The sequence below is a fragment of the Candidatus Enterococcus moelleringii genome (assembly GCF_017377575.1).
Lineage (GTDB): Bacteria > Bacillota > Bacilli > Lactobacillales > Enterococcaceae > Enterococcus_A > Enterococcus_A moelleringii.
The window spans coordinates 24,092-48,135 of sequence record NZ_JAFREM010000012.1 but is presented as its reverse complement, the minus strand read 5'-3'; the positions used below and the strand labels follow the sequence as shown (position 1 = coordinate 48,135).

The 24,044-nt window shown below is 41.7% G+C and carries 20 protein-coding genes; 2 read left to right on the top strand and 18 right to left on the bottom strand.

What is annotated here, in order from left to right:
* Positions 1–4: 4 nt before the first annotated feature.
* The 13 genes from fdrA to JZO70_RS07085 form a co-directional block, all read right to left on the bottom strand.
* A complete protein-coding gene (fdrA, locus tag JZO70_RS07145; RefSeq protein ID WP_207672862.1) occupies positions 5–1,759 on the bottom strand; it encodes an acyl-CoA synthetase FdrA in 1,755 nt (584 codons plus the stop codon).
* Between the two features lie 19 nt (positions 1,760–1,778).
* On the bottom strand, positions 1,779–2,846 hold the full coding sequence (allD, locus tag JZO70_RS07140; RefSeq protein ID WP_207672861.1) for an ureidoglycolate dehydrogenase: 1,068 nt from the start codon (positions 2,844–2,846) through the stop codon (positions 1,779–1,781).
* 12 nt (positions 2,847–2,858) lie between these two features.
* Positions 2,859–3,644 (bottom strand): (S)-ureidoglycine aminohydrolase, encoded by a 786-nt coding sequence (gene allE / locus JZO70_RS07135; protein ID WP_207672860.1) that lies wholly within the window; start codon positions 3,642–3,644, stop codon positions 2,859–2,861.
* Between the two features lie 21 nt (positions 3,645–3,665).
* Positions 3,666–4,895, bottom strand: coding sequence for an allantoate deiminase (allC, locus tag JZO70_RS07130; protein ID WP_207672859.1), 1,230 nt, complete (start codon positions 4,893–4,895; stop codon positions 3,666–3,668).
* Positions 4,896–5,131: 236 nt separating this feature from the next.
* The gene (locus JZO70_RS07125) at positions 5,132–6,379 is read right to left on the bottom strand and encodes an MFS transporter (protein ID WP_207672858.1); all 1,248 of its coding nucleotides are present in this window, start codon (positions 6,377–6,379) and stop codon (positions 5,132–5,134) included.
* A gap of 1 nt (position 6,380) precedes the next feature.
* On the bottom strand, positions 6,381–7,085 hold the full coding sequence (locus JZO70_RS07120) for a hypothetical protein (protein ID WP_207672857.1): 705 nt from the start codon (positions 7,083–7,085) through the stop codon (positions 6,381–6,383).
* A 1-nt stretch (position 7,086) separates the two neighbouring features.
* Positions 7,087–7,791 (bottom strand): ABC transporter ATP-binding protein, encoded by a 705-nt coding sequence (locus JZO70_RS07115; protein WP_207672856.1) that lies wholly within the window; start codon positions 7,789–7,791, stop codon positions 7,087–7,089.
* 103 nt (positions 7,792–7,894) lie between these two features.
* Positions 7,895–8,524 carry a TetR/AcrR family transcriptional regulator gene (locus JZO70_RS07110; RefSeq protein WP_207672855.1) on the bottom strand — a complete coding sequence of 210 codons (630 nt, stop codon included), beginning with the start codon at positions 8,522–8,524 and terminating at the stop codon, positions 7,895–7,897.
* A gap of 145 nt (positions 8,525–8,669) precedes the next feature.
* A complete protein-coding gene (locus tag JZO70_RS07105; RefSeq protein WP_207672854.1) occupies positions 8,670–9,032 on the bottom strand; it encodes a cupin domain-containing protein in 363 nt (120 codons plus the stop codon).
* A gap of 15 nt (positions 9,033–9,047) precedes the next feature.
* Complete coding sequence (locus JZO70_RS07100) at positions 9,048–10,181, bottom strand: glycerate kinase family protein (RefSeq protein WP_207672853.1); 1,134 nt, start codon at positions 10,179–10,181, stop codon at positions 9,048–9,050.
* A gap of 18 nt (positions 10,182–10,199) precedes the next feature.
* Positions 10,200–11,156 (bottom strand): D-2-hydroxyacid dehydrogenase, encoded by a 957-nt coding sequence (locus tag JZO70_RS07095; protein ID WP_207672852.1) that lies wholly within the window; start codon positions 11,154–11,156, stop codon positions 10,200–10,202.
* A gap of 14 nt (positions 11,157–11,170) precedes the next feature.
* Entirely contained in the window at positions 11,171–12,073 is a 903-nt protein-coding gene (locus JZO70_RS07090; RefSeq protein ID WP_207672851.1) for a sugar phosphate isomerase/epimerase family protein, read from the bottom strand.
* A gap of 97 nt (positions 12,074–12,170) precedes the next feature.
* Entirely contained in the window at positions 12,171–13,850 is a 1,680-nt protein-coding gene (locus JZO70_RS07085; RefSeq protein ID WP_207672850.1) for a thiamine pyrophosphate-dependent enzyme, read from the bottom strand.
* A gap of 166 nt (positions 13,851–14,016) precedes the next feature.
* On the opposite strand from JZO70_RS07085, the gene JZO70_RS07080 reads away from it, so the two are divergent.
* Together JZO70_RS07080 and JZO70_RS07075 are read left to right on the top strand one after the other, a co-directional pair.
* Positions 14,017–14,775 (top strand): IclR family transcriptional regulator, encoded by a 759-nt coding sequence (locus tag JZO70_RS07080; protein WP_207672849.1) that lies wholly within the window; start codon positions 14,017–14,019, stop codon positions 14,773–14,775.
* Positions 14,776–14,822: 47 nt separating this feature from the next.
* Complete coding sequence (locus JZO70_RS07075) at positions 14,823–16,439, top strand: PucR family transcriptional regulator (RefSeq protein ID WP_207672848.1); 1,617 nt, start codon at positions 14,823–14,825, stop codon at positions 16,437–16,439.
* Positions 16,440–16,491: 52 nt separating this feature from the next.
* Here the strand turns inward: JZO70_RS07075 and JZO70_RS07070 are convergent, their stop codons facing one another.
* The 5 genes from JZO70_RS07070 to JZO70_RS07050 all read right to left on the bottom strand — a co-directional run bounded on the left by JZO70_RS07070 (position 16,492) and on the right by JZO70_RS07050 (position 23,757).
* Positions 16,492–17,748 carry an MFS transporter gene (locus tag JZO70_RS07070; RefSeq protein ID WP_207672847.1) on the bottom strand — a complete coding sequence of 419 codons (1,257 nt, stop codon included), beginning with the start codon at positions 17,746–17,748 and terminating at the stop codon, positions 16,492–16,494.
* 234 nt (positions 17,749–17,982) lie between these two features.
* Complete coding sequence (gene allB / locus JZO70_RS07065) at positions 17,983–19,377, bottom strand: allantoinase AllB (protein ID WP_347565110.1); 1,395 nt, start codon at positions 19,375–19,377, stop codon at positions 17,983–17,985.
* On the bottom strand, positions 19,373–20,854 hold the full coding sequence (gene allW, locus JZO70_RS07060) for an allantoin permease (protein ID WP_207672845.1): 1,482 nt from the start codon (positions 20,852–20,854) through the stop codon (positions 19,373–19,375). The genes allB and allW overlap by 5 nt, the downstream gene beginning before the upstream one ends.
* A gap of 332 nt (positions 20,855–21,186) precedes the next feature.
* Positions 21,187–22,410, bottom strand: a complete 1,224-nt coding sequence (locus tag JZO70_RS07055) for a pyridoxal-phosphate-dependent aminotransferase family protein (RefSeq protein WP_207672844.1) — start codon at positions 22,408–22,410, stop codon at positions 21,187–21,189.
* 225 nt (positions 22,411–22,635) lie between these two features.
* A complete protein-coding gene (locus JZO70_RS07050) occupies positions 22,636–23,757 on the bottom strand; it encodes an esterase/lipase family protein (RefSeq protein ID WP_242703834.1) in 1,122 nt (373 codons plus the stop codon).
* Positions 23,758–24,044 lie beyond the last annotated feature (287 nt).

The window sequence follows — 24,044 nt, the reverse complement described above, 5'->3', positions numbered from 1 at the left end:
CTCCTTATTTCACGTCGTTTAGTTGAACGGTATCTAAAAAGTGCAGAACCTTTTGCAAATACACGTTGCCGCCAGCACTTGGCTGCCAATCGAATTGAACGACTTTTCCATTATTTTCGGTCACAGACTCAGTAAAGCTGCGTAAACCAACATTGATAATCTCAGGTTTTTCTGCCAACAATTTGACTAAAGAAGGTGAAGCTTTTTCCACTGCTTGGTCTGAAGCTTTCCGAGGAATAATCTCTTTCGTCGCAAATTCCAGCGATTTTTCAACAACTGCCAGCGCGGTTTGAATCATTTGAACGTTGTTTTGACAAACCGTCACACCGCAAGCTTCTAAAATCTGCTTTTGCTGTTGATAATTTTGAATATCTAATTCAGTTCCGACAATAGTAGCAATAAAAGCAACTTCACGTTCCTGTGCACTTAACGCCTGCTGAATTTCTGGTAAAACATTAGCGAACTCTTGCGCCATATTTTTATGAGCACCGTAGCCTAAAACAATGTCAAACATCACAACAGCTGCTGTTTCATCTTCGACTACTCCCCGCAGCTGGTTCATCCGATTTTCCGGATCAATCATTGGATGGGGTTTGCCTTGGGTATATTGGTCATCCCCTAAGTCGATTACTTCATGCTCGTCTGTTTTCAGTACGTATCCATCTGGATGTTCACCTTTAATGCCGAACGCTTTTTCAATTAAGAAGGCCGCTTCATAGGCTAAAGTTCCGCCAGCATAATAGCCGCGAATACCCGTTTGTTTTTGATTCAAGGAAATCCCAATTGGTAAAGCTTCCGCTGGCTGGTAAAGTGCTGCTTCCTGTTGAACCAACTTAGCTGACAGCTGCGCCGCTTCATCCAAAGTAAAGGCATGATACAAATCTTCTTCGTGATATTCAGGTTCTACCCCTAAGAAAATCGTTACAATCGGCTTTTTAATGTTGCGTAATAAAGACATCACTTTCTCTTCGATTTCTTTTGCTGGCGGTTTAGAAATAACCGTGATAACTTCGGTATTTTCATCTTCATTCAAAGCTAAAATAGCATCGATCATGGAAATAGCTCCTACATCAGAAGACAAGTCCCGGCCGCCAGTCCCAATCGCGTTGGTGACTCCGCCGCCGTAACGATGAATCAGCGTGCTGACTTCTTGAATCCCGGTACCAGAAGCACCGACAATGCCGACTTTTCCAGCACGAATATTATTAGTAAAGGCTAACGGCAATGAATGAATAATTCCAGTACCACAGTCAGGCCCCATCACAATCAAGCCTTTTTCATGAGCCTTTTGCTTCAAACGAATTTCGTCTTCAATTGGCACATTGTCACTGAAAACAAAGGCATTCAGCCCATAGTCCAGAGCTTTTTCTACTTCTAAAGCTACATAGCTTCCGGGAATTGAGAAAACAGCGACTTTGGCATCCGGTGCTTGCTTCAAAGCACTTTTCCAACTAGTGATTTTTTCTTCTTTTTGACTGGAATCATCGCTTTGAGTAGCAATCATCTCATCAATCTGGGTTAAAATGGCATCGGTTTTGTCTTCGTCGGTCATCTCCAGCATAATTACCATATCGTTGGCTGAAGCTTCCGCTAATTCATCTGTTTCAAAACCACTGGCGATAAAAATGTCTTTATTAGCTGGTGTGCCCATCATAATGGAAACCCGGCTAACCTCTGGCATTTGATTAATTTTACTAGTTAGCAGCATCAACACGACTGAATCTTGGTAGCTGTTCTGTTTAATGATTGTTTGTAACATTGTTTTCCTCCACCGTTCTTTATTTTTCGGCAAATGCATTGGCGTTCTCATATTGATCATGATGAACAGCGTCACTGACTAAATAGTCATAAACCTGCTTAGCAATCGGAATGCCTTTTTCCTCATTCTCAATCGCTTTTCTTTCTGAAAGCTCTCCTGGGTACAAGACCTCTTCAAAGCCATGTCTTGGTTTGATTTGATGAAGCTCCTCAATCATTTGCGATAATTGCGCTTTAAATGCTTCGATCTCAGTAAAGTGTGCTGGATTGATAACGATATGCAGCTGTCCTAAATCTCGTTTAGCCGTCATGTCCTCATACATTGAGCTGACATGTTTTCCAATCGGCAATCCTAGTAATGCTCCAGACAAAATATCTACCATCATCATCAAACCATAGCCTTTGGGGCCGGCAATCGGTAATAACCCCTTCACTGCATAGGGGTCAGTAGTCGGATTCCCTAAACCATCCACTGCCCAATCGTTAGGGATTGCATTGTTTTTAGAACGGGCGTCTAACACTTTGCCCCAAGCTTGTACTGTAGTTGCCATATCAAAAACGATTGGTCGATCATTGTTAGTAGGTGCCGCAAAAGCAATTGGATTGGTACCAAAGTAATTTTCAGCACCGCCAAATGGCACCACCATCGGATCAGATTGGCAAAAGGACATGGCTACCATGTCTTGCCGCGCGGCCATATCCACATAGTAAGATAAAGCACCGCTATGGCCCATTTTCTTGATACCGACGATGCCTATACCGGTTTCTTTTGCTAAAGTGATCGCTTCTTCCATTCCCCGTTTGGCAACTACATGTCCTACGGTGTTATCACCATGGTAAACACCGCATGAAGGTCCGGTTTGTTCAAAGCTGCAGACTGGATCAATGGTCAGTCCTCCTTTAGCGATTCGTTCGGCATAGTATTCCACTCGAACAGCCCCATGGGAATGAATGCCTCTTCGATCTGCGTAGGTTAGATGCTCCGCCATCTCAGCGGCGAAAGCTTCCTTTAAACCAGCAGCTAGTAATTTTTGAGCAATTAATTCTTCCAGCTCCTGCGAAGGAATCCGAATGATTGTCTCAGTCATAAATTTTTCCTCCTAAAGTGTCACGTCCCGATTGCAATCTTTTGAGTAAAGATAGCTGAAAGGACTTTCTCTTCCTACGGCGTATCCAGCTTGTAAGCTGTAAGCGCCCATAAAAATATAATCTCCAGTTTCAACTGGAATCCAATGATTGTCCAGATTATAAAGCCCTTCACCAGTTAAAATAATCGCCCCGTGTTCTTGTACATGGGTTTCGATATACCCATGAGAAGCGCCCGGATCAAATGCCAAAATGTGAAAGTTCATATCAAATTCCAAGCCTGACGGCAAAAGATTTGTCAAATGAACATCCGTCATACCTTCATAGTCTTCCGCTTCAATCTGGTTCACATTGCCAACCACCGTATAAGGCTCTAGCTCGCCCAGCGGCTGGTAACGTTTTTTGTATAAGAAAATTTCGACGTTTTCATTTGTTTCGTTGCGGAAATAGATTTTTTTAGTCGGCGGTGCGTATACATACCCACCTTTTTCTAGACAAAAACTATCTTCTCCCACTCTCGTTTGTAAAGTTCCTTCTATTATATAGAGGAAACTTTCGACGCCATCTTCGCCAAAACCCAATTCGTTTTTCCCACCTGGCAAAACGGTGCAGCTATAATCCACAAAGGTGGCACCTAACTTAGGCGAAGCAAGAATGGTGATTTCGCAATCTTCAAATCCTGGTACTACATTTTTTACTAAGCCTTTTGGCGGAATCAAAGCAAAATTTCCTCGCTCAATAATTGCCCGTGAGGCTAACAGCTCGTTGGGATAACCCGTCTGTTTTGTCCGATAACCCATCATCTTCCCTGCTTTCTCTCATTAATCTTCGTATGCTAATTTGTATAAGGAGGCGATTAACGCTTTGAGACCTTCTACTAAATCAGGTAGTTCAGTTGCTTCTGCTGGATTGTGGCTAATGCCAGCAATACTTGGTACAAACAACATGGCAGTCGGCACGAATTGTGCAAAAATTTGCGAATCATGTCCGGCGCCACTATGCATCAGGTTGTAATCTAATTCTTTCTCATCACAAGCTGCTACTAAAGCTTGAACAATTTCCTCTGACATAGGTACTGGCTGTTCGTCCATCCATAAATCAATGTCAATTGCCAAGCCATGCTCAGCCGCGGTTGCTTTCATGTCTGCTTCGATTTCTTTGGTGAAGGCTTGTAAAGCATCTGCATCCGTATGACGACAATCCATCGTAAAGGTTACTTGCCCTGGCACCACGTTAACCGTGTTTGGTACCACTTCAACATGTCCAAAAGTAAGAACAAGCGGATCTCCGGCTTTGTTTGCCTTATCAATCGCTTGGCTGACCATTTTGCTGTAGCCGTAAATCGCGTCTTTACGATAAGACATCGGAGTTGTTCCCGCATGATTGGCTTCGCCGTCCAGCTTGATAGTATAACGCTTTTGACCAACAATATTGTTGACGATACCGATTGGTTTGCCGATAGTTTCCAACACATTGCCTTGTTCAATATGGATTTCTACAAAAGCTTTAATGTCTTTGCGAATTTCATCAGTTGTCCGGAAATCAAAGCCTGATTTATGCATCGCATCCACGAATGCCACACCCTCAGCATCTGCCGCATCGATCACTTCTTCTTTCTTAGCTAAGCCCCAGATGTTCTTGCTTCCCCAGAAAGCATATGGGAAACGGCTGCCTTCTTCTTCCGCCATCGAGATGACTTCCAAACTGCGCAATGGCTGCCCATGAGTTTCCAGCAAATACTTAACTGCTAAGTAAGCTGCGATTATCCCGAATTGTCCATCCAAACTGCCCCCATTAACTACCGTATCCACATGAGAACCTGACATGATAGTTTCTGTTGGATATTTACTGCCCTCGATTCGGCCGAATAAATTTCCCACCTCATCAAAAGAAGTCTTTAGCCCGATTTCACTAAACTTTTCTTCTAATCCCTTTTGAGCAATCAACCAATTTTCGTCATACAACAACCGGCTAATACCACCAGTAGGATCTGCGCCAATGCTTGATAACCAGTTAACGTTCTCTTCAACTTGCGTTACTAAATGATCCATCTTCTATTTGCTCCTTTGTCTGTTTAAGTTATCTCAATTGTAAGCGTTACAAGAAATCTAAGCACTAGTTAAAGCCAATAAAAACCGCTATTCTTTTTGTCACTTTTGAACAACAGAAAAATCCGCAATCCTTGCCTTTCTGGTTAGCAAGGATTGCGACTGTTCAAAACAGACAATTATGGTTTAAATCCAAATAAAGAACCAACCCTAGTAAAAGAGTTGGCTTAAATAAATCATTAGTTATCTGTTTGGGGAAGAACTGTTTCCATCTCCTTAAACACGCTTCTGGAATACCATGAAATACTAAGGGTGATCGCTGTCAAAGCTAAAATTAACAGCAGCACGGCATTTTTGGAAAGAATATCCCCCAAAAGACCGTACATCAACTGTCCTAGCGGCACTGCCAATGTAGAAATGATCATAATAAAAGACATCACTCGCCCCAATAAAGCTTGTTTAGCCCTCATTTGAATATAAACAATCAATTGAACCGAAACCAACGTCACCGTCGCTAAAAGAACAGTCACTAAGCCCACCATTAACCCAAAAGCCAAATTGCCGTTTGACATCAACCCTAAAGGAAAAGCCAAACCGCAAAACAGCATACTTGTCAGCATCAAGCTTTTAAAAATACTGTCGTGAGAAAGCTTTTTAGCAAGAAGACTGTAAAGTAATGTCCCCATCAAACTTCCACCAGCGAAGAAAGCATTCATTAGACCAAACTGTCCTTCACTGACTCCCATTTGAATCCGAGCAATAAAAGGAATCATCACCTGGATAAAAGAAGAAATAAACAGATTCAACAAAAAGGCTACCAGACCAATTTTGACAATTGTCTGCTCTGTTTTTAGATACATCGTTACTTCTTTTAAATCTCCCACGACGATTTCTTTGACCGTTTGGCCATCAGCTTCCCTTGAAAGATAGGGAACCTTCAATAAACACTCGCAGAAAATTGCTAGTAAAAACAGCCCGCCGCAAAGAGCAAAAATTTGATACACAGCATCAAAACGATAAATCATTCCTGCAGCTACGGGACCCACAATATTTCCCAGCATACCAATCGAGCTGATCATACCATTAGCCTGCGGAATATCTTCTTGACTGCAAATTATAGGAATCGCCGATTGAACCACAGGTGTCTCGAAGGCTGAGACCATTCCCATCAAGACCGTCAAAATTCCAACTAACACTAAAACTTCATTTAATCGAGTGGCAGCTAGCAATCCCACTGCCAGCACTAGATACAAACTGTCCATCACAATCATCAAGCGTTTTTTTGAAAAGCGATCCGCTAAAATCCCGCAGAAAGGCAGACAAACGATGCGGCCAATAATCGATAAGGAGGTGATGATACTAAATACCAGAGCTGAATGCGTAATATCCAAAACGTAAAGAGATATCACAAATTGAATAATCGTCGTGCCCAACACCGAGAAAAGCTGACTCCCCACCAATAACAAGAAATTTTTCTCTTTGATCATCTTATGCCTCCAATCGCAGGACTTTGTTTTTCAACACATTGACCACTACTAAACTAATAACGAACAAGACTACTGCTAAAACAACCATAATCAACGTATTCCCGCTTGAAAATAAATTGCTGGGAATACTGTACAACAGGATGGCTGAAATAATCACCAACGGAATCGAATTCTTCAGCCAGCCGATAAATAAAGCGATTAGACAGATGGCGATCACCAAGATAACTCCGGTAAACATCAGTGGCAGCTGACTAAGTACACTTTGAAAAGATAACTGGTCATCCACTAATTGGTAAAAGGACTCAGAGATGAAAAACAACGTATTCGTAACGAAAATACTGACAAAAACGCCAATACCGATTACCGACAAGCATAAGAATAATTTGCTGGCAAAAACCTTTGTTCGTGAGACCGGGTATCCAAGAGTCAAATAAATATTGCGTTCGGAGTAAGCTTCCATCACATATTTAACCAACATCGTTGCACCTAAGCATACAAAACCAGCTACATTGCCGATGAAGGAAATTTGTCCGAAAAAGACATAAGAACTGGTATTTACCTGATTGGGAATCGGTTCGGACATTTCATACTGGGCAATGATTGCCATCAAGTAGACCAGCAATAAGCTGAAGATTGGAATGATCGCTGCTGTTATCAGATAAGGTTTCAATGGTTTCTTTTGACGCTCGATTTGTACTAGATTCATATTAGATGCCCTCCATTTTATCAATTAAGTAATCTTCAAAGTTGGTTCCTTGATCATGAACCAGCTGCTGCTTCGTTTGATTCAAAACAATTTCACCATCAGAAATGACCGCGATTCGTGTAGCGATGGCCTCCACCTCCGCTAAGATGTGACTGGACATCACAATTGTCTTGTTCATTTCTGCAATTTCTTCGATCAGCTGACGGAATTCGCGAATCCCTCTTGGGTCAAGACCATTTAAAGGTTCATCAATAATTAAGATCGCAGGATCGTGAACCAAGCAGCGAGTTAAGGCCAAACGTTGACGCATCCCGGTTGAATAGCTTTTAACTGGACTATCGTCACTTTTCAGCCCTAGCAAATTGAGCCAATAATCAACTTTAGCATCTGAAACTTGCATATAGGCACAGTGAATCTCTAAATTTTTTCTGCCGCTTAAATTTTCATGGAAGACTGGATCATTAATGTTAAAGCCAATCTTTTTACTATCAGTTTGCAAATCGTAGTCTTGACCGAAAAACCGGAAACTTCCGCCAGTTTCCTTGGCTAATCCTGTTAAAATCTTAAACAAGGTGGACTTCCCAGCACCATTTTTTCCCAATAAAACAAAAATTTCTCCCTGATCAACGGTCAGGTCAATTCCTCTAAGTACCTCTTTTGTCCCGTAATTCTTTTCTAAACGTGTAATCGTAAGTGCTTTTTCCAATACATAACTTCCTTTCATTTTGCATACTATCGGTATGTATCCTGATAAAAAAATATACCTACCCACGGTATGTATTTATCTAAAAAAATAGCTGACAAGCAGACTATTTTTTTAATACAGCAAATAATTTGTAGCTTTCTTCCAGCAGTTCATCGCTGATCAATGGTACACCAATACCGTCAAACAACTGTTTGACAAATAGCATTTTTCTCCTTAAAGCAGCTTCGGAAAGCTCACTGGTTTGAAAACCAATCCACAAATTCATAGTCAGCAGCATCAGTTCAGCAATTTCTTCCGGAAAATCCGTTTGAATTGATCCATCCTGGACCCCTTCCTCAACTATCGCTTTAATTTGAGGAACACTTTCACTAAATAATTGCAGGTAGTTTTCGCCTATAATCCGCGGACTTCGTAAGGTAATGGCAGCCGAATAGCCTATACTTTGTTTTTTATAGGAGGTAAAAGACCGCTCCATCGAATTTTGCAGTTTTTCCATTCCCGTATTCCCCTGCCAGTCGATAAATGCTGTTGTATCCCCTACTTCGGACATCAAGGTTTCTAAAATATTAAACTTAGATTTGAAATGGTGGTAAATAACACCTTTGGTCATTCCTCCTAGGCCATCAATAATGTCCTGAATCGTTGTATCATCGTAGCCTTTCTCCAAAAAGAGTTTCTCAGCTACTTCTAAAATTTTCTGCCGAGTTTGTTCAGGATTACGTCCTCTTCCCATTTATTCCACCTCTTACATACCAATAGTATCTAAAAGCATCATACCTCGGTATGTAAGAGGTTGTCAACAACAAATTTACTTTCTCAAAAAGCTTCAATCTTTTCAACACTGCTTAGACAACAAAAAAGCCGGATAAACATCCAGCTTAGTCGTGTACAATTAGGTCCATCGGATGCGGTCCGGCAACTCCTACAAAGACAAAACGCTCATCCCCAGTGTTCTTCATTCCATGCTGTTCGCCTGGTCGGGAGATAATCAAATCCCCTTTGGTAATTTCCACCTCTTCATCAAAACCAGGATAAAAGGTGCCCGTTCCTTGAACACAAATCCATAGATCATCAGAAGTAGTATGGGAATGCTTGAATACCGTTTGGCCTGGCTCCAAACACCAGAGTGCCCCAGCAGTTTTATCCGTTTCATAGAAGAAAGATTTTTTCCCTTCGTTAGGATCAAAACAAGCCAACTCACTAATTTTAAACAGACGATCTTCAATTTTTGATTTTGACATAGGTTTTTCCTTCTTTCACTTCATTTTTTGATAAAAACGAAACAGCTGCTCAGCTGTTTGACGGATACTTTCCACCGTAGTTTCTTTTTTCAATGTTTCCTCTTCTGGAGCAATTTGACGAATGATTGGGAAAAAGGCATCAATTCCGTGGGCATTGCATTGGCCCACATCGTCAGACACGCTGCCAGCAATCGCAATAATTGGTTTTGCTTCTTTTTGAGCTAACTTCGCTAAAGCGGAAGGAACCTTCCCCATCACCGATTGAGCATCCAAGCGCCCTTCACCGGTAATGACTAAATCAGCAGCTTTAATTTTTTCTGCCAAATTCTTTTCTTTAGCTAATAACGGAAAGCCTGGTTGTATTTCTGCTTGCAAATAGGCAATAAAAGCAAAGCCTAAGCCGCCAGCGGCTCCTGCTCCAGGAATTTCGGAGACATCTTTTTGTACATAGTCAGTGGTGACTTCAGCAAAATGCTGCAGCAACTGATCTATTTGTTTAATCTCAGCTTCCTTCACACCCTTTTGCGGTCCAAAAATCGCGGTAGCTCCATTCTCGCCTACTAAAGGATTAGTCACATCACTGGCAATCAAGAAGTGACATTTCTTTAAGGCTGGTAAAACTTGGCTGTCATCGACCGAAGACATGTGTTCTATTTCACAAATATTTCGCCCGATTTCTGAGCCATCTTTTCCAATAAAGCGATAACCCAAAGCCTGCAGCATTCCCAGTCCACCGTCATTAGTAGCACTGCCGCCTAAACCGACAATGAACTTGCGCTGTCCATCAGAAATCAATTTTTTGATCAACTCACCTAAACCAAAGCTGGTGGCCCTCCAAGGATTCAGATCAGCTTTCTTCACTAAAGTAATTCCGGAGGTTTCCGCTACTTCAATGATGGCCTGGTCTCCAATCACTCCAAAAGCAGCTTCAACTTTTTCTCCCAACGGACCGGTAACTGTGAGGGTCTGAGTTCTGCCGTTTGTTTGATCAACAAAGGCTTCAATCGTCCCTTCACCGCCATCTGCCACTGGTAAAATTACAGTTTCAGCTGTTAATCCGGCATTTACTATCCCTTGTTTTACAGCAGCGCCAGCTTCTAACGAAGTGACGCTGCCCTTGAAGGAATCCATGGCAATTAAAATATTCATCGAAATTCCTCCTTTAGTCTAAGGATTTACTACATTTTCAGGCGTACCTTGTTGGAACTTTTGAACATTCTCAACCGCAATGTTCATTAAACGCGTACGCGCTTCTTTGGAACCCCAGGCCATATGGGGAGTAATAATAATATTTTTGGCTTTTAATAAAGGATTGTCCATTTGAATCGGTTCGGTTGAAACGACATCCACAGCTGCTCCGCCGATTTTGCCGGAATTTAGTCCAGCTTTCAGATCAGCTTCGTTAACTAACTGTCCGCGAGAGTCGTTGATAATCAACACGCCGTCCTTCATTTTGGCAATTGTTTCGCTATTGATCATTCCTTCTGTATCTGGGAATAGTGGGCAATGCAGTGAAATCACATCCGCTTCCGCATACAATTGATCCAAATCGACCATTTTAGCGCCCTCAAAAGTATCTGCTTTAATTCCTTTATCGTTAGCAATGACATTCATGCCTAGCGCTTGAGCAATTTTACCAACTTTTTGACCAATTCGGCCAAAGCCGACAATTCCCATCGTTTTATTGGCTAATTCCATTTGGGGTGAATTCCAGTAACACCAGTCCAAATTGTTGGTCCAATCGCCTCGCTTAACTGAATTAGAATGCGCACCAATTTGATGGCAGAGCTCCAACAATAGAGCGATTGCATATTGAGCTACAGTGTCTGTTCCGTAAGTTGGAATATTTGTTACGACAATTCCTAAAGCTTTAGCCGCTTCTACATCTACCACATTATAGCCCGTTGCTAAAACACCTACATATTTGATATTCGCTGCTTTTTCTAAAATTTCTTTAGTCAACTGTACTTTATTGACTAACACGATTTCTGCATCGCCGATTCGTTCCAGCACATTTTCCTGGGGCGTGCGATCGTAAACTTTCAATTCTCCTAATTGTTCTAACGCATCCCAGCTCAAATCGCCAGGATTTTCGGTATAGCCATCCAATACAACAATTTTCATCGAAATCTTCCTTTCTAATCTTCTAAAAGTGACCAAGCACGTTCAATTACACGCTTCGTGTTCGCAACAATGATATCGCCGTCTTCATGGGGACGAGGTTGAACTTCAAAGGACAAAACAATTGGGTCACGTTCATCCAAAAATCCTTCATTTTTAAGTACTTGGAAGAAATCCAATAATTCTGGCACATCGTTAGCACTGTCAGGATAACCAAAGCGGGGATGCAAATCGCCGTAGCATTCGCAGCCTTCTTTGACGACATTATTGCCAATATGCAAATGAGTAATATAAGGTTTGGTACATTGGATCACATATTTACTGGTTTCATAGGTTGTCGGGAAATGAGATAAATCGACAATCAAACCAAAATTATTATGAGTCAAACGAACATCGCCAGCAAAACGAGCGGCTAACGGTGCTGGACCAATCAAGGAACATTTGTCCATGTCGTAATCGAAAATTTCCAATTCCACCATCATCTCTTTTTTGGCTGCATAAGAACACAGATTGCGCGTCGTTTTTAATAATTGTTCATAGGCTTCTTCTTTGGTCTCTTCCGCCCATTTGCCAGCTAAAAAGGCAATCCCTTTAGCGCCAAGATAATCTGCTTCATCAATAGCTTCCAATAACGTTTTTTCTGCTTTCAATCGATCTTCTTCATCGATCGCATTGGGATTTAGTCCTGGTCCCAATAGTCTAGGTTGTGCCCCGTAGCAAACCCGCATATGGCTTTGCGCCAATAAATCTCTAGCTGCTTCTCGTTGACTATCATCATTAATTTGGGTCATTTCAATTGCATTAAAAAACGGGTCACGAGCCACTTTCGTCACGGTATCCAACAACTCATAGCGCTGCGGCGGATAACTCATCCATTGAATTAATCCCATATCAAAATATTTATGAATACTCTCTTGCATCTGAATCACTCTTTTCTTTATCAATTTTTTAGACCTTCGAAAAGAAAGCTTTGTATGCCTTCTTTTCGAAAGAGGAGTTGCCAATCTATTTTCTTTATTAATCCGCACTTACAAAAGATTTCACGTTGTCCAAAGCTGATCCCATGTCACACAGCTGTTCTTGCACACAGATGGCATCAATCACGTACGTTTTGCCGGAATCTTGCGCCCGTTTGATGGCTGCTTTCAGTTCATCCGGTGTGAAGACCCGTTCGCCCTGACAGCCGAAGCCTTCTGCCACTTTGATATAATCCATTGTGCCATCTTGGTTGTAAGGCATGTCTACCGCATATTCAAAGCCGTAAGCGCCTTTTTGGTTTTGACGGATCAAGCCAAGATAAGCATTGTTCACGATGATTACAATGATTGGTTTCTTGCAAGCAGCTGCAACCGCGATTTCTTCTCCCATAAAGGTGAAGCCGAAATCTCCCAGAACCGTTACTGATTGTGCTTCTGGATCAGCAACTTTTGCACCAAAGGCAGCAGGTATTTCATAACCTAGCGTTCCCGCGCCACCTGATGGCAAATATCTTCTCGGACGATCAATTTCCTGCAGCTGACCACTCCAGATTTGGGTGATTCCGCAACCAGCAGTAAACATCGTGTTGGCATCAAAGCCGGCATTCATTTCATGGAATACCCGATGAGGCATCATAGGTGTTCCGTCAAAATCGGTTTTACGTGCCAATTCTTTGCGCGTTTTCGGAAGATCCGCAGCTCTTTGCTTATTAATTGGTCCCAAGTTGCGGGCTTTTGCTTCTGAAGTCAAAGCCTGAATCGCACTTTTGGCATCTGAGACAATCCCTAGATCTGGATCAAAGACTTTGCCGATTTGTTTTTGTTCAATATCAATGTGGATAAATTTACGGCCTTTGCGATAAACATCCAAGTTTCCTGTATGACGATCGGTGAAACGATTGCCGATACCGACAACCAAATCTGAATCCAAGAAATATTTATTGCCGATTGGCTGACCTACTTGAATTCCGGCATGTCCAGCGTTCAACGGATGCTCGATCGGCACGCCGCCTTTTGCCATGTAAGTGGTGATAATCGGAATTTCCAGCATTTCCGCAAATTCGATCAATTCTTTTTCAGCATGAGATAGAATGACACCACCGCCCATGATGATAATTGGCGCTTTTGCTGCCTCGATCATTTCGATGGCTTCTTTAATTTTTGCTTCGTCTGCTTCAACGGTTTCAATCGCAGCCGGTTCATAACCATCAATGTCAAAATCAATTTCCGTTTGTTGAATATCCAATGGCAGATCCAGTACGACCGGTCCCGGTTTGCCTGAGCGCATTAGATAGAAGGCTTCTTTTACAATTTCAGGTGTTTTTTCCGCATCGCGAATGCAGAAAACTTTTTTACAAACAGTGGCAGCGATACTTTCCATGTCTACTGATTGGAAGGCGTCCTGCTCCATTTGCCAAGTATTCGCTTGACCAGTGATGGCCAATACTGGAATAGAATCAATGTGAGCTGTATACAGACCGGTTACGAAATTGGTTGCCCCAGGTCCAGAGGTACAAAGCGCAGCGCTGATTTTGTGAGAAGCGCGGTAGTAGCCATCAGCTGCGTGCATACAAGCTTCCTCGTGACGCATACAAAAATGCTCGATTGGTGCATCTTCTAAATATTTGTAGACCGGATTGATTCCGGCTCCCGGAATTCCAAAGGCATCCGTAATTCCTTCTTTTACCATAATTTGGACAATCGCTTCTGCTGCTTTCATATTATCTCCCTCTTTCGTTTCACTTAGTGATATTGTGTTTCACTTTATTGTATGTTATCATGGCCTCATCAGGATAACAATGAAAGCGATGTTTTTTTGTCACTAGATTTTACGTTTTGTTCATAGTGAACAATTGAACATGGCAAACCGTAAGGAGCTGAATAATATGGAAGAAAAACAGATAAAGGTCAATCACTCGCTGCAAAAGGCTTTTAACATTATTGAGATTATGGCTGCCTCTGGTGAAGAAATGGCCTTAAATGATATTTCAAAGCAGACTGAATTACCCAAGGCTACTGCTTTGAGACTAATTTATACTTTGCAAACAATGGGCTACATTCAGCAGAATTCAAAGAACAGCGCCTATTCCCTTTCCTTAAAGTTTCAACTGCTGGCCAACAATATGGATATCTATCGTGAGATGGTGGAATTGATTCGCCCCTTTATGCAGGAAGTCTCAAACTCGCTGGCTGAAGCCACTTGTTTGTCCATTTGCGACAACTTGGAATTGGTTTACATTGAATCAATCGACAGTTTGGACAATCTATTAAATGTCACACAAAAAATTGGTAAACGGGCGCCGTTGTATTGCACGGGTGCCGGTAAGCTGTATCTGTCAGCGATGACGACGGCCGAATTAGATGATTATCTGAATAGCACACCGCTTCTTCCATTAACCACCCATACATTAACTAGTAAGGAAGCAATTAAAGCGAAAATCAGAGAAATTCAGGCCAACGGTTACTCAATGGATGATGAGGAATGTGAAATCGGAGTTAAATGTGTGGCCCTGCCAGTTTACGATGCACAAAGAAAGATCGTCTGCACCTTAAGTGTTTCCATGCCGGCCATTCGGGCAACCGAGGATAAAATCCAGCAAACGATCACTACTTTAAAAGCTGTTACCAAAAAGATACCTGTGTAAAGGCAAGAAAAATAAATAATGAACACCAAATTAGGAGGGGAACTTTTTTGACTACATTAAAACAAATTTTAGAGATACAACGCTTTTCCGAACTGAAGGTGCTTAATGAAGAGGCTGATTTAGAACGGCCGTTAGATACAGTTGAAATTTCCGAAACACCCGATGTCAGCTACTACATTCCCAGTAATGCTTTATTAGTTACTACCGCAATGGCTTTTCGCGACGATGTAGACGGTCTTTGTGAGTTTGTTCGATCCTTGGCACGGGTCTCATCAGCTGGGATAGCAATTAAGCTGGGACGTTTTTTACCGGAGTTGGATCAAAAAGTTATCGACACCGCCAATGAACTTTCTTTTCCGATTGTTCAGATTCCCATGAACATGACCTTGGGAGATATTTCCCACAAATTGCTTAGCTATATTTGGAAGGACCAAACCGAACAAATCTTTTTCTCTTTGGAAATCCAGCAGAAGTTCGTAAACTTGATGATTCACGGGGCTTCTTTGGATACCTTGATCAAACAATTAAGTTCAATGATCAAGCAGTCCATTCTGTTAGTAGATTCCTTTGGACAAATCGCCTGCTCCAGTCTGCAATTTTCCAACTATGATCTATTAAACTCAGAAAAGAAAACCAACAGCCTGCTAGAAAAAATCAAAGACTGCCAACAGCGGAAGGCGAAGGAAAGCTTCTTGTTCGAATTATCTGAAGATGAGAAAACCTTGATCAGCGTTTTCCCCATCGGCTCTGATCGTTATTTTCCCTTTATGCTGGTGATTTTCGAAGCAGAAAAGCTTCCTTATCCCTTCTCGCAATTTGCGATTCAGCAGTCATTGACTGTTTTGACCTTAACCTTGTATAAAGAACAAACGTTGAAAAATGAAAAGAGAGCCGAACGCCGCAGCTTATTGACTTACTTGCTGAATCATTTGGCCGTAACCGAAGATGCTGAGTGGATGGAGTACAAAAAGCATTTCCCTATGCTCAACTCCAACTATTATCGCGTCGTATACATTCATGCTGTGATTCCTATGAATAAGCAATACTACTCAAAGGAGATTGATGCATTAATCTATGATTATTTGTTTGATAATGTGGAGAAGAAATACAAAAGTTTGATGCTGTTTCCTACAGAACAGTTGAACCAATGGGTGTTTATTGTCCAGCAAAAAGAAGAAGTTTTACCAATTTTAGAAGAGGTTCATGATTACTTAGCAAAATTTTTCGGGGTTTACACTCGTTTTGGTATTGGTGATCCGGTAAACAATATTGATCTGCTGCATTTCTCCTATAAAGAAAGTAAGAATGCTCTCGACGAAGCTGCCGGTTCCAACAAATTTGTTTACTACAACAAAATCCAAGGGATCAAACGCATTACTGAAAATGTTTCTGATGAAGATCTGCGTTACTTCTGTATTTCCATATTGAAAAACTTGGCTTATCCTGAAAGTCAGCTGGATATCGACTTGCGTTGTACAATTATGACTTATCTGGACAATCAGTGCGAAATTACCAAGACAGCTGAAGCGCTGTTTATTCACCGCAACACGGTAAAATACCGTATTAAGAAATGTGAAGAACTCTTTAACATGCCGATCAATGATCCAGAATTTTCTCTGCAGCTGCGGGTGGCACTATTTTTATCCGAGCCTGAATCTCATTAAAAAAATCCGACTACCATTTGTACCTGGTAGTCGGATCTTTACGTTTGAATCCTTAGTTAGAATTATTCACCACTGCATTTGCTTCTTTTTGTTGACTGAACTTATTGATTAAGTAGAACACCAAAGTCCCCGCCAAAATGATGCCGATCGCCAAGTAGAATGCGTATACCTTCGTGCCAGTTGCATCGGAAATAAAACCAGTAACTGATGGTACGATCACCGAGGCCGACATGCCGAAGAAGTTAAACACTCCGTAAGTCGTGGCAATACTCTTCTTAGGAGCAAATTGTCCCAGCCAAGAAATGATGATCGGTTCCACTGCCAACTTGCCAAAGAAACCATAAGCCATAATACCAAAGACCAGCAGCATTTGATTAGAAGTTGTGATGGTGAAAAACAGCATTCCCGCTGCTAAAATTTCTAAAATAATGATAATCGTGGTTTTCTTGTTAGGAATCTTGTCTGCGATCCGACTGAAAAATAAAGCCCCAGGAATCGCCGTAAAGAACACTAAGGAAGACGCCAAGCCAATGGCAGTCCCTTGAAAGCCGCGTTCTGTTTCCAAAAAGTTCGGCAGCCAAGTGTCGATTAAATAATATGTGTATAAAGTGGAGAAATACAGTACATAGGCTGCAATCATCGGTAATTTAAATAAATCCTTGATGGCACCTTTGCTTTTTTCCTTCGTTACTGCTGGCGTTGCTTCCTTCTTCACTTCTTTTCGTTCTGGTCGAATAAATTTCGCGAAGACCACAAGCATGACAACAATCAGAACAACAGTAGCCAGCAATAAATACTGCCAAGGCAAGACGCCTTCCCCCACTAAGAAGCTGGAAGAAACTAATCCTAACCCGCTCCCGACAGCTGTCCCGCTGTTAACGATTGCCGTAGCCAAGCTTTTCTTTTCGGCCGGAACATACTCAGTTGTTAACGAGTACGCCACACCATAATAAGTCCCACAGCCAAGTCCTGCCAATACACTTCCGATGAAGACCAAGCTTAAACTGCTGGCACTTGCCACAAATAAAGTTCCGGCTCCAAAAAGCAAAAAGCCTGGAATCATGATTTTCTTTTTCCCGAATCGATCCACCAATAATCCCGATGGAATCTGCATACTTACATACCCTAAGAAATAAAAACTGGAGATATTCCCTAACTGAGCGTCTGTCGCTCCTCCAAAATAATCACTAATAATCGGATAAATCGGTGTTAATACCGTCCGATAAATCCAAATGACAATCCAGCCGGCTGTTAAAATGAAAATGATCTGCTTCCAATAGGGAGCTCGCTTGTTTTCATTGATTTCCATTTTACTACGTCCTCCCTTTAGTAAGAAAGGCTTCGCAAACTCGTTTGGCTTTGGAGCATTACGATCAACATTTGAACAAACCGTTTATCAAATTCATTCAAATGTTGACTTAATGCCGACAAAGCTGGTTTTTGAAGCCGGACATCGTTAACGATGCCACCACACGTTCATTACTTTTTCTTTTTGGTTTAAAATAGGATTGTTGGCAGAAGACTGCCAACAATCATTCACTAATTATTTTTTGATAAATTGTCCTGGGAACTCAGCGGTTACCCCTTCACTTTGACTGTAAATTGTTTCGCCCCGCAAGATTGTTTCAACAACTTGAGCTCCAATTTCACGACCAATGTATGGACTGATTTTGTTGCGGTATTCTAAATCTTCCGCTTTTAATGTGTAAGGTGCTTCTGGTTTGATTAAGACAAAGTCGGCATCTTTACCAACACTGATGCGACCTTTGGTATCTAAGTCATATCGATCAGCAGGGTTGGTTGCAATAATGTCCGCAAATTGTTTCAAGGACATACCACGTTTTTGTACCCCTTCATCGAACATTACATCGACGTTATTTTGTACGCCGGAAATTCCGCCCCAAGCTTCAAAAGCATTCTCTTTATCCTTCAAATCTGGTGTACATGGTGAATGGTCAGAAGTAACAAAGGCAATTTCGCCAGCCAATAATTTGTCCCACATAGCAGCTCTTGTTTCCAAATCACGGATTGGTGGTGAACATTTCACAACTGGTCCGATTGAATCCAATTCATCGGTATGGAAGTACAAGTAATGAGTACAAGTTTCACAGGTTACGTCGACGCCTTCAGCACGGGCTTTGGTAACTTCTTCCACCCCTTCAGGACAAGCTACGTGACAAATGTGAATCCGGCAGCCCGTTTCTTTTGCCAATAAAATTGCACGACGGATTGGTTCTACTTCCGTGAAGACTGGACGACTTTCAACATACGCCTTCAATGTAGTCTCGCCATTTTTGTAAGCAAGATCTCCTAATTTATCAGTGATTGCTGCATTTTCTGCATGGATCGCTAAGACTTTGCCGGTTTTAGCAATTTGTTTCATTCCTTCATATAAAGAGTAATCATCTACATTCATGAAGTCGCCGTCGATGGTACGGTCGCCGCAAGTTGCCATGAAGCATTTGTAAGCAGCTACTCCGCCATCATTTAATTCTTGAATGCCGCCTTCCAAGTTTTGCGGAGTCAATCCGCCAAAGGAAGCTACATCAGAGCGTAATTTATTTTTTCCAGCTTCGTATTTGATTGCTAAGCTTTCTTTATCAGTCGTCGCAGGAACTTGGTTCAATGGCATTTCCATAAATGAAGTAACGCCGCCTTTAGCACAAGAAGCCGTTCCAGTTACATAGCCTTCCCATTCATCCCGGTAGCCGCCGCCTGGATCTGTGATATGAACGTGAGCATCAACCATCCCTGGGCTTACTACTAAGCCTTCTGCATCAATAACTTTGTCGCCTGTTAAATCTGCCCCGATGGCTGAAATAACTCCATCCTTCACTGCAACATCCGTTTTGACTTCTCCGCTTTCCAAAATAACTAGACCGTTCTTAATTACTAAATCGTGATTCATACTTTTTTCCGTCCTCTCTTTTTGTTTAATCAAAAGCCTCTTCAGTTTTACTTTCAGAGCCTAATTTCTTCAAACCAAGGTAAATAACAAACGCACAAGCAAAACCAACTAGCCATGACACATTCGATACCGCTTGCATTGCCGGAATAAATTGTCCGCTTAAAGAAACAATCAAAGCAATGATGGTGGCGATATAAGCCTGGCGATTCAATCCGCGGTACATGTTCTTAGAATCCTTTACTTCAGGATCGATATACAAAGCATTTAAATCAATCTTTTGTTTACTAACAAAGAAATAATGAGCGATCATCACTCCAGCAACCGGGCCTAAAACAGCGCCGATTGAATTCAAGAAAATGAAGATACTGTCGGCATTTTCCATCAGTTTCCAAGGCATGATGATAAAGCTGATCAAACCAGCTAACAGTACGCCTTTTTTGTAAGTCATTTTTTTCGGGAATAAAGCACACAGCTGATACGCTGCCGGAATAATATTCCCCGTTGCATTGGTTGAAATAGTCGTTAACAAGAAAACAGTCATCGCAACTATAATTGCTGGGAAGCTTTCCCAACGATCGACAATGTTCAATACATTCCACTCTTGAATACCGTAATGAATCGATCCGCCGATTAAAATAGCTACACTTGAAAAAGCAAAGATGACATAAGCCACTAACAAACTCGCCATTTGACCAACCGTTTGATCTCTAGTAGATTTCGCATTTTGGGTAAAGTCGGAGACACTGGCTCCCGGAGCCGCCCAAACTGCTAACACCGAATTAATGATCATAAAGTAGGCGAAGAATGGATTCATACTTTGGGTAGCACCGCTGGTATCAAAGGAAAGGATTGGGCCAATCCCGCCAGCAACACGCAACGCCCAAATTGCCATCCCACCGAATACGATGTAAATTAAAGGACTCAAGATAGCTGTAAACTTATTCAGCATATCGCCACCACCGATTCCGATTAAGACATTCAATGCCCAGAAAAGGGTAAAGGCAATTAACCCAGGAATGCCAATTCCGAAAAAGCTGGCATCGCCGCCAAGTTGCAAGAAGCCCGGCCATACTTTACCGATTAAAACCAGTAACGCTAAGGAACCGGTATAGTTCTGCAATCCGAACCAAGCAATCGCTGCTACACAGCCTCGCAGAAATCCTGGAAGCTTAGCACCAAGGTCGCCATAGGTTGAGCGTAAATGCAGGGCAAAAGGAATGCCGTACTTGGAACCCGCTCGTCCGTTCATCGTCATAAATAAAGCAACAACAAGTGCACTGATTACTAGGGCAAACATTACGTTGATTGGTGATAATCCTAAAAATAGAAAACCGCCGACTGCTGTATAATTGGGAATGTTATGCACCGATCCCATCCAAAGAGTGAAATAATTCTTTACACCCATGTTTCGCTTTTCTGATGTCTTGGGCAGCATGTCGTCGTTATACCCGCGCTCTTTAAACTGAGCAATTTCTGCTTGAGAAACCTGGTAATCTTCGTTCTTCAATATCCCTTCCTCCTAACTTCAGTCCAATAATCCTTTTACAGGAAATATAGGCAGGTTGATAAAAAGAGAAGTGAAACTTTCTATTTTGCAATGTGAAGCAGCGCGCCTTTTGTTCATAGAAGATCGTCATCCTCTATTCAATTACTAATGAAAAGTTTTCTGTTCCTTTATCACTTTCAATTGTAAGCGGTTAATGAGGTTTCTACATTAGTCATTAGTACTAAAATAGTATCGGTAGCTTTGTGCTTTTCGAACAAAGCATGTACTGTACGGCATAAAAATAAGAGTTTGAACATTCTCTAAAGGACTGTTCAAACTCTTATTAAAGTTATTTAATACGTTTCATTTTCGTAATAATCAAACAGCGCGGATAAGGCTGCATTAGGATCTAAGCCTTCAACTCCATTGTTGACTAAGTAGGCAGAAAAGATCGTTACAAAGGTGATGATATTCATTTTTTGTACCACATAGCCCATCGTACCAATTCGCCAAATTTTCCCATGAAGCGCACCAAAAGAAGACGCAATCTCGACGCCGTATTCCTTCAATAAGCCACTGCGGAATTTTTCGCCGTCTAAATTTTCGGGAATTTCGACACAGGTAACCATCTTCATTTCATGGTTGTTATCACTGTAAATCGTTAAACCTAAAGCCTTCAATGCTTTCTTCAAGGCAGTGTGGTGGTATTCATGACGTTTAGCCCGTTTTTCCACGCCCTCTTCTAAAGCAAGACGCAGCCCTTGATACAAACCATACATCATTACAGTAGCCTCGGTGTGATGATTGAGTCTGCGCTCACTCCAATAATCTTGAAGCTGAGTTAAATCTAAATAATTACTAGTGATAAACGGATTGTCTTCAGCATCGTCGGCGGTACGAATCCCACTTTCCACCCGTTTGCGTTTGTTGATTTCTTTTGCAAAACGATCGTTAAAAGTAATCGGCGTAATCCCTGATGGAATAGACAAACATTTTTGTGCGCCGCCAATTACCGCATCCAATTCCCACTCATCAACCGGAATGACCGTACCTAAATAAGTAGCCACGGCATCTACTACAGAGAAAATCCCTCTTTCTTTACAAGCTTTGCCTAATTTGTCCATCGGCTGCATTCTGCCAGTTGAGGTTTCACCATGAACAAAGGCCAAAACTTTCGGTTGCACGCGATCGAGTGCTTCAATAATTTCCTCTTGATCAAATACTTCTCCCATTGGACGTTCAATTGTATGAACTTCACCTTGGGCACGTTCGACTAATTCAACTAATAAATGTCCAAAACGACCGATGATTGGTACTAATACTTTGTCTCCAGGTCTCACAATACTGGCAATTACCGCTTCTAAGCCAGCTCGACTAGTCCCATCAATGGGGAATGACCATTGATTTTTTGTTAAGAAGGAGGCGCGAATCATTTCCATTGTTTTATTCATAATATTGGTAAATTCTGGGTCAAACTGTCCAAGAATTGATGCGCTCATTGCTTGGGACACACGGGGGTCGATTCCAACTGGTCCAGGTGTCATAATTAAACGACGCTCAATTTTCATTTCTTCCATATTTTCCACTTCTTTCCTACTATTAGTTTCATTTTACCTTATTCTTGGCATAAAGACTTTGTCCAAAATAGACAATTGAGATAGTGAAAAATATTCAAAAGAAACAATAATGTTGTTGTTAGCACAAAAAAAGCTTTGTCTAAGAACAAACATTGTCCTTAAACACAGCTATTAATCCTTACTACTTCTCAAAAACTAAACTGAAATCAGTCCGCTCTATACTCGCTAAAATCCCTGCTCCTTCAAACCCACAATTAGCTCCTTGTAAAATTCCCTAACATCAAAGCCGTCAATATTTTCCCGATTCAAATCAATCATGTCCGCATGGGAAATCCCTCGTCTTCCCGGAGGATCGATCACCAGCATGTTATCAAAATAGCTGGCCGATTCTACCGAAACTAAGCCATCATTCCGGCCATCAAAATGTTTTACCACTGGATAAAAGACATTTAGAGGGAATTTCCCGCTAGAGGCTTTTCTGACATAGGACATGACACCTTGATAATAAACATCCGGTTGATTCGGCATTATCTCATTTAATTCTTTACATGCTTCGTCAGATAGATTGCTCACTGCATTAAAAAAATTCGGCTGCTGATCCCCCAGCTTTTGAAAAGCCGAGTTGTACATTTTTTCTACCTGATTGACAAAAGCTTTAGGTGCCTTCTTCAATAAATAGTTGGCAAAAATGCAGCCGTTGTGAGGGGTATTGATGGTCGTCAACGACGCCACGTATTGACTAGCTCCACCCACAGCAACCGCATAGCGACTATCCAGTCCACCTTTGGAATGGGCGATAAGATTTACCTTTTCACAGCCGGTTTCTTCTACCAACTGCTTAATCCGTTCCGCCAGCTGCGTCCCGCAATACTCGACACTTTGCGCTGATTCCTGATTGCCATAATAGAGGATTGCCCCTCGCTGCTTCAAAAAGCGCGGCACTCTTCCCCAATAATTCAAGTATTTGATGTCGCGGAAAAAGACGCCATGCACCAGCAGAATCGGATATTTCGTCCGGCACTGTTGAGATTCCACCGCTACGTCATCCAACAAGTCTTTCTGGTATTCAAAGGTCAGCTCCTTTTCCACCACGTCAATAATCCGCAGCAACGCTGCAATATTCACAATCGGAATCCAGCCGCAAAGCACAGCGATGACTCGCATTTTTAATCCCAATTGAACCGAAGAAAGGAACACGCGAACCATCCCGTTCCAGAATAGGATGGCTTCCAGCAGAAAAGTCCATAATACTCCCACCAGTAAGTGAGGCAAAAACACCTTATTAAATAGTAGGAAAAAAATCAGACTTGCCAGAATTAGCAGGCAGCTCATGATAAAAATCTTCAACGATAGGCATCCGCTATATAAAATGGATAGATATCTCCGCTGGAATTTTTTCTGGGGAAAGCGATGAATGATCACCAACGCTAGTACCAGACCCACAAGAAATAATCCGAATCTCAGAAAAAACCCCGACAAAAAGACTAGTCCCAAAATCGGTGCTAGAATACATAAATTATATAAAAAACCATAGATAAAAGTAAAAATAGAATCCTTGATTAAAAATTCCCGCATCTCCAACATCCCCTTATGCTTACTCCCCAGTCTCTTATCAAAAGTATAGCATAAAAGCA

Bases quoted from the DNA above. Each gene is read 5' to 3' on its own strand.
- fdrA (WP_207672862.1), bottom strand. From the start codon at position 1,759: ATGTTACAAACAATCATTAAACAGAACAGCTACCAAGATTCAGTCGTG.
- allD (WP_207672861.1), bottom strand. From the start codon at position 2,846: ATGACTGAGACAATCATTCGGATTCCTTCGCAGGAGCTGGAAGAATTA.
- allE (WP_207672860.1), bottom strand. From the start codon at position 3,644: ATGGGTTATCGGACAAAACAGACGGGTTATCCCAACGAGCTGTTAGCC.
- allC (WP_207672859.1), bottom strand. From the start codon at position 4,895: ATGGATCATTTAGTAACGCAAGTTGAAGAGAACGTTAACTGGTTATCA.
- JZO70_RS07125 (WP_207672858.1), bottom strand. From the start codon at position 6,379: ATGATCAAAGAGAAAAATTTCTTGTTATTGGTGGGGAGTCAGCTTTTC.
- JZO70_RS07120 (WP_207672857.1), bottom strand. From the start codon at position 7,085: ATGAATCTAGTACAAATCGAGCGTCAAAAGAAACCATTGAAACCTTAT.
- JZO70_RS07110 (WP_207672855.1), bottom strand. From the start codon at position 8,524: ATGGGAAGAGGACGTAATCCTGAACAAACTCGGCAGAAAATTTTAGAA.
- JZO70_RS07105 (WP_207672854.1), bottom strand. From the start codon at position 9,032: ATGTCAAAATCAAAAATTGAAGATCGTCTGTTTAAAATTAGTGAGTTG.
- JZO70_RS07100 (WP_207672853.1), bottom strand. From the start codon at position 10,181: ATGAATATTTTAATTGCCATGGATTCCTTCAAGGGCAGCGTCACTTCG.
- JZO70_RS07095 (WP_207672852.1), bottom strand. From the start codon at position 11,156: ATGAAAATTGTTGTATTGGATGGCTATACCGAAAATCCTGGCGATTTG.
- JZO70_RS07090 (WP_207672851.1), bottom strand. From the start codon at position 12,073: ATGCAAGAGAGTATTCATAAATATTTTGATATGGGATTAATTCAATGG.
- JZO70_RS07085 (WP_207672850.1), bottom strand. From the start codon at position 13,850: ATGAAAGCAGCAGAAGCGATTGTCCAAATTATGGTAAAAGAAGGAATT.
- JZO70_RS07080 (WP_207672849.1), top strand. From the start codon at position 14,017: ATGGAAGAAAAACAGATAAAGGTCAATCACTCGCTGCAAAAGGCTTTT.
- JZO70_RS07070 (WP_207672847.1), bottom strand. From the start codon at position 17,748: ATGGAAATCAATGAAAACAAGCGAGCTCCCTATTGGAAGCAGATCATT.
- JZO70_RS07055 (WP_207672844.1), bottom strand. From the start codon at position 22,410: ATGGAAGAAATGAAAATTGAGCGTCGTTTAATTATGACACCTGGACCA.